The 11,012-nt window shown below is 63.1% G+C and carries 10 protein-coding genes; all 10 read left to right on the forward strand.

The features are described 5' to 3' along the window. Entirely contained in the window at positions 1 to 960 is a 960-nt protein-coding gene (locus C0Z16_RS11185; protein ID WP_102632203.1) for an ABC transporter permease, read from the forward strand. Positions 961 to 1,105: 145 nt separating this feature from the next. After that, positions 1,106 to 1,489 carry a hypothetical protein gene (locus C0Z16_RS38135; RefSeq protein ID WP_167403507.1) on the forward strand — a complete coding sequence of 128 codons (384 nt, stop codon included), beginning with the start codon at positions 1,106 to 1,108 and terminating at the stop codon, positions 1,487 to 1,489. Positions 1,490 to 1,562: 73 nt separating this feature from the next. Further along, positions 1,563 to 2,333 (forward strand): ferredoxin--NADP reductase, encoded by a 771-nt coding sequence (locus tag C0Z16_RS11190; RefSeq protein WP_102632204.1) that lies wholly within the window; start codon positions 1,563 to 1,565, stop codon positions 2,331 to 2,333. 424 nt (positions 2,334 to 2,757) lie between these two features. After that, complete coding sequence (locus C0Z16_RS11195; RefSeq protein ID WP_102632205.1) at positions 2,758 to 3,645, forward strand: sensor histidine kinase; 888 nt, start codon at positions 2,758 to 2,760, stop codon at positions 3,643 to 3,645. Between the two features lie 10 nt (positions 3,646 to 3,655). Then, complete coding sequence (rqpR, locus tag C0Z16_RS11200) at positions 3,656 to 4,312, forward strand: response regulator transcription factor RqpR (RefSeq protein ID WP_102632206.1); 657 nt, start codon at positions 3,656 to 3,658, stop codon at positions 4,310 to 4,312. 185 nt (positions 4,313 to 4,497) lie between these two features. After that, positions 4,498 to 5,889: an amino acid permease gene (locus C0Z16_RS11205; RefSeq protein ID WP_102632207.1), complete on the forward strand. Its 1,392-nt coding sequence runs from the start codon at positions 4,498 to 4,500 to the stop codon at positions 5,887 to 5,889. Positions 5,890 to 6,203: 314 nt separating this feature from the next. Continuing rightward, the gene (locus C0Z16_RS11210; RefSeq protein WP_102632208.1) at positions 6,204 to 6,722 is read left to right on the forward strand and encodes a (2Fe-2S)-binding protein; all 519 of its coding nucleotides are present in this window, start codon (positions 6,204 to 6,206) and stop codon (positions 6,720 to 6,722) included. Between the two features lie 10 nt (positions 6,723 to 6,732). Further along, a complete protein-coding gene (locus C0Z16_RS11215; protein WP_102632209.1) occupies positions 6,733 to 9,120 on the forward strand; it encodes a xanthine dehydrogenase family protein molybdopterin-binding subunit in 2,388 nt (795 codons plus the stop codon). Positions 9,121 to 9,142: 22 nt separating this feature from the next. Next, the gene (locus C0Z16_RS11220; RefSeq protein WP_102632210.1) at positions 9,143 to 9,940 is read left to right on the forward strand and encodes an FAD binding domain-containing protein; all 798 of its coding nucleotides are present in this window, start codon (positions 9,143 to 9,145) and stop codon (positions 9,938 to 9,940) included. Between the two features lie 179 nt (positions 9,941 to 10,119). Beyond that, complete coding sequence (locus tag C0Z16_RS11225) at positions 10,120 to 11,007, forward strand: AAA family ATPase (RefSeq protein WP_102632211.1); 888 nt, start codon at positions 10,120 to 10,122, stop codon at positions 11,005 to 11,007. Positions 11,008 to 11,012: the final 5 nt, after the last annotated feature.

Genomic DNA, 11,012 nt, shown 5'->3' on the forward strand with positions numbered 1-11,012 from the left:
ATGAAAAAGAATCTCCCTATCCTGTTCGCGCTGGTTGGCCTCGTCGTGCTCGGCCTCGTGCGCTACGAGCACTTTGCGTCGGCGTACAACATCACTTCGTTCTGGCGCTACAACTCGATGTTCGCGCTAATCTCGGTCGGCATGGCGTTCGTGATCATCACCGGCGGCATCGATCTGTCGGTCGGCACGGTTGCAGCCATGTCGAGCGTCGTCGCAGCGCTGGCGAGCGCGCACGGTGGTTGGGTCGCCGTGGTCGCCGGATGCACGGCTGGGCTCGCCGTCGGCGTGCTCAATGGGCTCATCATCACGCGGCTGAAAATCCTGCCCTTCATCGTGACGCTCGCGACCAGCCTCGGCGCCCACGGCGTAGCGCTGCTGCTCGGCAGGAACGATGCAGTGTCGATCGCGTCGGATTCGAATTTCGCCAACTTCGGCCAGGGCGACCTGTTCGGCTTGCCGATTCCGGGGATCGTCGCCGCGGTCGCCGCCGTCGCCGGCTGGCTGGCGCTGCGCAGCACACGCTTTGGACGCCACTCGCTCGCCATTGGCGGGAGCGAGGAAGCGGCGCGGCTGATGGGCCTGAACGTCGACCGCACGCTGGTGACGGCCTATGCGGTCAGCGGACTGCTGGCCGGCATGGCAGGCGTGATCCTCGCGGCGCAGTTCGGCGCGGGGCAGCCGAACGAAGGCGTCGGCTGGGAGCTCTTCGCAATTTCAGCAGTGGTGCTCGGCGGCACCCTGCTCACGGGCGGCGAAGGCTCGATTGCCATGACCATTGCCGGCGTGTTGCTGCTCGGTCTGGTTTTTAATCTGCTCAACTTTGAAAATGGCCTCGGCTTCATCAGCCTGTCGGCGTACTGGCAATCGGTAATTCGAGGTGTGTTCCTGCTACTGGTAATCGTTCTGCAAGCCAGAGTGCTCAAGCAGCGCGGCAATAAGCGGATGACGGCGCAGGCGTAGGCGTGGGCGTAGGCGCAGGCGTCGCGGGGCGCAAAGGTCGCTCGCCGGCTGCGCCTACCTGCTTTTTATTTTGCATCGCACGCCGTTTCCAGGCGTTTTCGTCGCGCTTCTGCCTGAATCTTTGCCTGCTTTAATGGCAGGGTCTATGCTGCACCGCACGGCAGGTTTGGGTATCATCTCGAAAATGTTGCCCTGCGGCGCGCCTACCCGGCGCAAGCCGGACAGCCGATGCCAGCTGCGCTGCGCGGCTTTCGCCCGCCGCCGCACCCTTGCTGAAGCCCGGCCGCAACCACGCCAGGTATTCCCCGTCGCGGATCATGATCAGATCCGGCGCCGGCGTTTCCAGGTCGGTAACCTGTTTGATGACCGCCGGTTCATCACCGCCGCTCGACCGCTTTATTTGCCCGCTTTAATTGCGTTTGTCGCCGCGTTTTCGTCGCGTTTCTCGCGCCCAATCGCCGCGCTTCGGCCCATCGGCAGCAGGCGCGGTAAAATGACCGATTGCGCGCGGTTCCCGCCCGCGGGTTAGCGCAGCATTGCCCTTGCCGTGCCGGCCGGCTTGAACGACTGGCCACCTTTGTTTCCGCACTATCCAAGAAGCCATGAGCAACCTGAATTCACAAACCGTCCTGAGCGTCCACCACTGGACCGATACGCTTTTCAGCTTCACTTGCACGCGCGATCCGTCGTTCCGTTTCGAAAACGGCCAGTTCACGATGGTGGGCCTCGAAGTCGACGGCAAGCCGCTGATCCGCGCTTACAGCCTTGCGAGTGCGAACTACGAAGAACATCTCGAATTCCTGAGCATCAAGGTGCAGGACGGCCCGCTCACCTCGCGTTTGCAGCACCTGAAGGTGGGCGACCAGGTGCTGATCGGCAAGAAGCCGGTCGGCACGCTGATGGCCGACAACCTGCTGCCGGGCAAAACGCTGTGGCTGCTGTCCACCGGCACGGGCCTCGCGCCGTTCATGTCGATCATTAAAGATCCGGACATTTACGACCGCTACGAGCGCGTGGTCCTCACGCATACCTGCCGCTTCGTCGACGAGCTCGCGTACAAGGAATACATCACCGACCACCTGCCGGCGCACGAGCACCTGGGTGAACTGGTGCAGGAAAAGCTGCTGTATTACCCGACGGTCACGCGCGAAGCGTTCCAGAACCGTGGCCGCATCACCGAGCTGATCGAAACGGAAAAGCTGTTCGCTGACCTCGGTGTGCCGGGCTTTTCGCTCGAAGACGACCGTGTGATGCTGTGCGGCAGCCCGCACATGCTGCGCGACACGCGCAAGCTGCTCGACGATCTGGGCTTTCAGGAAGGCAGCAACAATGCGCCGGGCCATTACGTTGTCGAAAAGGCGTTCGTCGGTTAGGCCGCGTTCCCGTTCGGGGCCCGCACCGCGAGCCGAGTAAAAGGAGCCTTCCGGCTCCTTTTTTTTGGCCGTTACAAACCGGCGTCGTATGTTTGACATTTGGCGTCAGCGTTCTTCCTACAGGAAGCTGCTGTCGACCTGAACCATTGCGCGAACTATTGGCGCTAACCCTTGGTGGGCCTGTATTTTTTCTTTTTTTGAGATATGATCGCGGCGCACCGTCAGCCGAGTTCGCAGCCGCTCACGGTACGACCCAATTGTTACTGAATGTAAATTTCGTTACGTTGCTTCGTAGTGATTTGCCCGTCGTACCTATCTGACACGGCCAATACATGGAGGCCAGAGACCCTTATGCGTTCTTTCGTCTTCGCGGCGCCGCTGCGTCACCGTTTCGCTGTCCGCGCCGCTTTCTGAGAGGAAAGCCATGGATACGTCGACTGTCGTCCCATTTACCGCCCCGGGTCCCGCGCCGTTGCCGCGCGACGGTTCCGAGGCGGCCGGCTCTCCGGCGTCACCTGCGTCACCCTGTGAGCGCGAGCTTGCACGGCTGCGCGCGCGGGTGCGCGAACTGTCCGCCGAAGTGGTTCAGGCACAGGAAGCGGCCTGCCGCCACGTCGCGCGTGAGTTGCATGACGGCATGGGCGCCGAGCTGACCGCGACGCGTTTCGCGCTCGCCGGCGTCGAAACATGGCTGCCCGCCGACGCCCCAGCGCAATGCTCGGCGGCGCTCGCTGTCGCCAACCGCTCGCTCCATGCCGTTTGCACCGCGGCCCGCCAGGCCGTGGCGGAACTGCACGCGCCGTCGCTCGACGCGGGCATTGTCGGCGCGTTGGCACAGTGGACCGGCGACTTCGCGGCGCGCACCCAGTTGCGCACGAGTTTCGTCTGCGCGGCCGATGTGCGCCTCACGCGCCTGCCCGCCGAGGCCGCGCTGGCCATATTCCGCGTCGCGCAGGAAGCGCTGAACAACATTGCCAAACACGCGCGCGCCGAATCGGCCGACGTGCGGATCGAGACAAGCCGGCGCCACCTCACGCTGCTCGTCAGCGACGACGGCATCGGCGTTTCGCGCAACGCGTATCGGCGCCGTGGCCATTTCGGCCTGAGCGGCATGAAGGCGCGCTGCGCCGCGTTCGACGGCACACTGCGCGTGAGCGCCCGGCGCGCCCTGACTCAGACCCAGACCCTGACCGTGTCCCGCCGTGGCGATATCGGCGACGGCGCGCGAGGCACGCTCGTGCGCGCCCGCTTCGCCTGGGACGCAATGCTCGCCGGCTCGCAGCCCGCTGGACTGCGCGCAGTGCGCTTGTGAGCGAGCCGTCATGAGCCTGCGCATCCTGCTCGCCGACGATCACGCCGTGGTTCGCCAGGGCGTCCGTCAATTGCTGCTCGATCGCGGCGTGGCGCGTGAAGTCACCGAGGCGCAAACCGGCGCCGAAGCGCTCGACGCAGTCGTGAAACACAGCTACGACGTGGTGCTGCTGGACATTTCGCTGCCCGACATGAACGGCGTGGAAGTGCTCAAGCGCCTGAAGCGCAAGGCGCCGCGCGTGGCGGTACTGATGTTCTCGATGTACCGCGAGGATCAGTACGCGGTACGCGCGCTGAAGGCCGGCGCCGCAGGCTATCTGTCGAAAACCGTCGACACCGCGCAGATGATCGGCGCGATCCAGCAGGTCGCGGCCGGCCGTAAATACGTGAGCCCGGCGATGGCCGAAGCGTTGGCCGACTACGTCTCATTCGACGGCGAGCAATTGCCGCACGAAAAGCTCTCCGACCGCGAATATCAGACGCTGTGCATGCTGGCATCGGGCAAGCGCCTGACCGACATTGCCCAAGCGCTGTCGCTGTCGGTGAAAACGGTAAGCGTGTACCGCACGCGCCTGCTCGAGAAGATGAAGCTGCGCAACAACGCCGAACTCACCTTCTATGTGATGAGCAACCGTCTCGTCGACCTGAATCCGGCGATGGCCGGTTAAGGTCCGCGCTGTTGCCGCTTCGCTGCGGCTTGGGTCCTGCCGCTCTGTCGCCACCGCGCGACATCCGTTGATTACATCAGTCCAATAGCGCGTCCCAAAAAGGTGCACGCGCTCGCATCCGCTAAAATCGCGGGTTTCCCGACATTCGGCGCGCGACACGCGTGCACTACTGGAGACCCCCGCCAATGTCCCTGTTCCGCAAGAAAAGCGTCGAGCACATGATCGCGACGAGCGCTCAGAACGCCGGCCTGAAGAAGGCGCTCGGTGCGCTCGATCTGACGTTTCTCGGCGTCGGCGCCATTATCGGCACCGGCATTTTCGTGCTGACCGGCACGGGCGCGGTTCAGGCTGGCCCGGCGCTGATGGTCTCCTTCCTGATCGCGGCCGTCGCGTGCGGCTTTGCGGCGCTGGCATATGCGGAATTTGCGTCGACGATTCCTGTCGCGGGTTCCATCTACACCTACTCGTACGCGACGCTTGGCGAACTGGCCGCATGGATCATCGGCTGGGATTTGATGCTCGAATATGGGCTCGCGACCTCGGCGGTTTCCGTTGGCTGGTCGGGCTATCTGCAATCGCTGCTGTCCGGTTTCGGCGTTTCGTTGCCGGTCGCGCTGACGGCTGCGCCCGGCGCATTACCCGGCTATGAAACTCTCTTCAATCTGCCCGCGTTCCTCGTGATGATGGCGATCACCGCTCTGTTGTCGGTCGGCGTGCGCGAATCCGCGCGGATCAACAACATCATGGTCGCGATCAAGGTGGTTGTGGTGCTGCTGGTGATCGCCGTGGGCGTGTTCCACGTGACGCCAGCGAACTGGCATCCGTTCATGCCGAACGGCTGGAATGGCGTGTTCGGCGCGGCTGCGGTGATGTTTTTCGCGTTCATTGGCTTCGACTCGGTGTCGTCCGCTGCGGAGGAGGTCAAGGACCCGAAGCGCGATCTGCCGATCGGGATCATTGCGTCGCTCGGCGTGTGCGCGGTGTTGTACGTGGCGGTCGCGGCGGTGGTGACAGGCATTGTGCCGTCGGCGCAGTTCGCAAATGTTTCGCACCCGGTGTCGTACGCATTGCAGGTCGCGGGGCAGAAGTGGGTGGCGGGCTTCATCGACCTTGGGGCGGTGCTGGGCATGCTGACCGTGATCCTGGTGATGGCGTATGGCCAGACGCGAGTGATCTTCGCCATGTCGCGCGATGGCTTGTTGCCGGCGCGGCTTTCGCGGGTGCATCCGCGATTTGCGACGCCGTTTTTCACCACGTGGCTCGTCGGCATTTTCTTCGGGCTGATTGGGGCACTCGTGCCGCTGAATGTGTTGGCTGAACTGATCAACATCGGCACGTTGGCGGCGTTCTCGATGGTGTCGATTGCGGTTCTCGTTTTGCGTAAGACGCATCCGGAATTGCCTCGCGCGTTCCGGTGCCCTGGTGTGCCGGTGGTGCCGGTGCTCGCTGTCGCGTCGTGTCTGTTTTTGATGGCGAATCTTCAGGCTGTGACGTGGGTCGCGTTTGTGGTTTGGCTTCTGGTTGGGATGGTGGTTTATTTTGGGTATTCGCGGCGGCGATCGCATTTGGCTAAGTAGGGGGTTTTTCGGCTGCGGCGGGTTTTCTTGATTCGTTGGCCTTTTCTTGAATTCGTGGTGGTCTATTGGGTTGCCCTTTGCGGGGCAACACCAACAGACCACTACGAATTGAAGGAAAGGCCAACAACAACCCGCAACCAGACAAACAAAAAAACCCCGCCGCAGGCAAAAACCCCTCATAGCGCGCCCGCCCAATTTGTGCTTTACTTTTCGGCAGACTCATAAAAACCGCAGCACCCTAATCGGGCCCACGAACAGGCAGGCTGAAGGCAAAAGCAAAACGGTCCGGTTTCACCCCATAAGGAGACAACTTCATGGCGATCAGCATAAGTCTGACGGTGAACGGCGCGCCCATCAGCGCTTCAGTCGAGCCCGGCACCCTGCTTGTCCAGTTCCTTCGCGATCAACTCCGGCTCACCGGCACGCACATCGGCTGCGATACGGCCCAATGCGGCGCATGCACCGTCCACCTCGACGGCCGCGCGATCAAGTCGTGCAACATCCTCGCCGTGCAGGCTGAAGGCGCGCAGATCACCACCATCGAAGGACTCGCCAAAGACGGCGCGCTGCATCCCATGCAAGCCGCCTTCAAACACTGCCACGGCCTGCAATGCGGCTTCTGCACGCCGGGCATGGTAATGAGCGCGATCTCGCTCGTGCAGCGCCAACCCAACCTCACCGGCGACGACGTGCGCGCCCAACTCGACGGCAATCTGTGCCGCTGCACCGGCTATCACAACATCGTCAAAGCAGTGCTCGAAGGCGCCGAAGGCATGAAGTCCTCCGGCACTGCCAATGGGAACGCAAACGCAAACGCAGCGGCCACCGCCTGAGGAGCCGACGATGAACGCACCCGAAACTCACGGCCTGATCGGCGCTTCCGTCGAACGTAAGGAAGACTATCGGTTTCTCACTGGCAACGGCCAATACACCGACGACATCCTGCTGCCCCAGCAAACTTACGCGGTGTTCGTGCGCTCGCCCCACGCGCACGCGAAGATCAACAGCATCGACACGACTGCGGCCAAACAGTCGCCCGGCGTAGTCGCGATCTTCACCGGCGCGGACATGGCCGCGGAAAACGTCGGCGGCCTGCCGTGCGGCTGGCTGATCCACAGCACCGACGGCAAGCCGATGAACGAGCCGCCGCATCCGATCATCGCGCATACGAAAGTGCGTCACGTCGGCGATCAGGTCGCGCTCGTGATCGCCGATTCGATCAAGGCCGCGAAAGATGCCGCCGAGTTGATCGAAGTCGATTACGACGTGCTGCCGGCCGTGGTCGATACCGCGCATGCAGCTGACGCCGGGCAACCGGCCGTTCATGACGAAGTGCCGGACAACGTCTGCTACAACTGGGGCCACGGCGACAAAGCCGCCACCGACGCCGCCTTCGCCAAAGCCGCGCATGTCACCACGCTCGACATCGTCAATAACCGCCTCGTGCCGAACGCGATCGAACCGCGCGCGGTCAATGCAAGCTATTCGTCGCAGGACGACAGCTACACGCTCTACGTCGCGAATCAGAATCCGCATGTCGAGCGCCTCTTGATGGCCGCCTTCGTGCTGTCCTTGCCGGAGTCGAAATTGCGCGTGATCGCGCCGGATGTCGGCGGCGGCTTCGGTTCGAAAATTTTCCTCTACGCCGAAGACGTCGCGCTGACGTGGGCATCGAAAAAGATTCGCCGGCCGGTGAAATGGACCGCGGAGCGCTCAGAAGCTTTCCTTTCAGACGCGCATGGCCGCGATCACGTGACGAAAGCCGAGCTTGCCCTCGACGCCGACGGCAAATTCCTCGGCATGCGCATTCACACCATCGCGAACATGGGCGCGTATCTGTCCACGTTCGCCTCGAGCGTGCCGACCATCCTCTACGCGACCCTGCTCGCCGGCCAATACGCAACGCCCGCCATTTACGCCGAAGTGAAAGCCGTTTTCACCAACACCGTTCCCGTCGATGCCTATCGCGGCGCGGGCCGGCCAGAAGCGACCTACGTGGTCGAGCGTCTGGTGGAAACCGCCGCGCGCGAGATGAAGCTCGACCCGGCGGAAATCCGTCGCCGCAATTTCATCCGCGAATTCCCGTATGCGACGCCGGTCGGCCTCACCTACGACACCGGCGACTACGAGACGATCCTCGCGCGCTCGCTCGAACTCGCCGATGTCAAAGGCTTCGAAGCGCGCAGGCAGCAATCGGAGAAGAACGGCAAGCGGCGCGGCCTCGGTTACTCGTGCTACATCGAAGCGTGCGGTCTCGCGCCGTCGAATATTGCCGGCGCGTTGGGCGCCCGCGCGGGTCTCTTCGAAGTCGGCCAGATCCGCGTGCATCCGACAGGTTCAGTCACCGTGTTCACGGGTTCGCATAGTCACGGCCAGGGGCACGAAACGACCTTCGCGCAAGTAGTCGCGGATCGGCTGGGCCTTCCACTCGAAAGCGTCGAGATCGTGCATGGCGACACCGGGCGCATTCCGTTCGGCATGGGAACATATGGCTCGCGCTCGATTGCGGTTGGCGGCTCGGCGATCATGAAGGCGCTCGACAAGATCGAAACCAAGGCGAAGAAAATCGCCGCGCATCTGCTTGAAGCCGCAGCGGAAGACATCGAGTTCAAAGACGGCGTGTTCCGCGTCGCGGGCACCGATCGCACGAAGGCTTTCGCCGAAATTTCGCTGGCCGCGTATGTACCGCACAACTATCCGCTCGACGTGCTCGAACCGGGTCTGGAGGAAAGTGCGTTCTATGATCCGAGCAACTTCACATATCCCTCAGGCGCGTACATCTGCGAGATCGAAGTCGATCCGGATACGGGCGTGTGCCAGATCCAGCAGTTCACGGCCGTGGATGACTTTGGCAACGTGATCAATCCGATGATCGTCGAAGGGCAGGTTCATGGCGGCCTCGGCCAAGGCATCGGACAAGCCATGCTGGAGCGCTGCGTGTACGACAACGGAAGCGGCCAGTTGCTGTCGGGCTCCTATATGGACTACGCGATGCCGCATGCGTCGGACCTGCCGGACTTCACCGTGGAAACCGCGAAAGGCACGCCCTGCACGCATAACCCGCTCGGCGTCAAAGGCTGCGGTGAAGCGGGCGCGATCGGCTCGCCGCCGGCGGTGATCAACGCGATCATCGACGCGCTCGCGCCACTTGGCGTGACCGATCTGCAAATGCCGGCGACGCCGCATCGCGTGTGGTCGGCGATTCACGCGGCCAGGCAGGCAGCCCACTGAGACCCTGAGCGGAGCATTCGACATGTATTCATTCGAGTATCAACGCGCGACGGATCCGCAAACGGCCGCCGCAGCCATCACCGCCGACAGCGACGCCAAGTTCCTCGCCGGCGGACAAAGCCTGTTGCCGACCATGCGGCTGCGTCTCGCGCAGCCATCGCAGCTGATCGACGTAACACGTATTCCCGCGCTCAAATCGATCACCGTCGACGCGAAAACGGTGACCATCGGCGCGGCTGTCTGTCATGCCGATGTCGCGGAACACGCGGAATTGCGGCGCGTGTCGCCAGCGCTCGCGGAACTGGCCGCGCATATCGGCGACCGGCAGGTGCGCGCGCTCGGCACGCTGGGCGGCTCGCTCGCCAACAACGATCCGGCCGCCTGCTATCCGGCAGCGGCGATGGGGCTGGACGCGACCATCGTCACGCAGCGGCGGCGCATTGCATCGAGCGATTTCTTCGTGGGCATGTATGAGACCGCGCTGGAACCGGACGAACTGATCGTCGCCGTCGAGTTTCCCGTGCCCGAGCGCGCCGCCTACGAGAAATTCCGCAATCCTGCATCGCATTTCGCGCTCGTCGGCGTGTTCGTCGCGAAGTTCGCGAGCGGCGTGCGCGTCGCGGTGACGGGCGCCGCGGCTTCCGTGTTTCGCGTACCCGAACTGGAAAGCGCGTTGTCGGCGAATTTCACACCTGAAGCCGCGCGGGCGGTCAGTCTGTCGGCGGCAAATCTGAATACCGACATGCACGCAAGCGCCGAGTACCGAGCGCATCTGATTCCCGTTCTGGCCGCGCGAGCGGTGGCGAAGGCGAACGGTTAGCGATGCTTGCTATTGGCGGCTGACATGTCGTGTTTTTTGCATGAACACGCCAGTCAGTCGTCGCGTTCGCCGATACACGCAGTGCGGTGCAACGGGCCCGTTCCCGCTTCACCGTCATTGGCGCCGCATTCCATGACGCCCCACCTCACGGTCAGACAGCGCGGAGTTTCAGGAACGCCATGCAACCCGTTTCTATCGACGACACCCTTGCGCAACTCGCTGCCCAACGCTATTTCGCCAGCCGCGAACTCGCGACCGCGTTGTACCTGGCGCTGCGCATGGAGCGGCCCTTGTTCGTCGAGGGAGAGCCGGGCGTCGGCAAGACCGAACTCGCGAAAGCCGCAGCGGGGATGCTCGGCACGTCGATGTTGCGGCTGCAATGTTATGAAGGACTCGATACGGCGAGCGCGCTGTACGAATGGGACTATCCGCGGCAGATCATGGCGCTGCGTCTTGCTGAAGCCGCTGGCGAACGGCCTGACAACGACACGTTGTATCGCGGTGAATTTCTGCTTAAGCGCCCGCTGTTGCAAGCGCTGATGCCCGACGAAAATTATCCTGGCGCACGGCGTGTATTGCTGATCGACGAGATCGATCGCGCCGATGAGCCGTTCGAAGCATTCCTGCTCGAATTGCTTTCCGACTTCCAGGTGTCGATTCCCGAATATGGCACGGTGCGCGCGATGCAGCCGCCGCTCGTCGTGATGACGTCGAATCGCACGCGCGAAGTGCACGATGCGTTGAAGCGCCGTTGCCTGTATCAATGGATCGGCTATCCCGAGCGCGATCGCGAACTCGAGATTGTCGCGGCGCGCGCGCCGCAGACGTCGGCGGAATTGCAGCGGCGCGCGGTCGATTTCGTGCATCGGCTGCGCGGCATGGATCTGTTCAAGGCGCCGGGCATCGCCGAAACAATCGACTGGTGCCGCGCACTCGAAGCGTTGTCCGTGACGGAACTCGATCCGCAATCGGTGCAGAACACGCTGGGCGTGCTGCTCAAGTATCAAGACGATCTGGCGCGTCTCGACGCCGGGCAGATCGCGCAGTGTCTCGCCGCGCCGGGGTAGCGAGC

The sequence above is a fragment of the Paraburkholderia rhynchosiae genome (genome assembly GCF_002879865.1).
Classification (GTDB): Bacteria; Pseudomonadota; Gammaproteobacteria; order Burkholderiales; family Burkholderiaceae; genus Paraburkholderia; species Paraburkholderia rhynchosiae.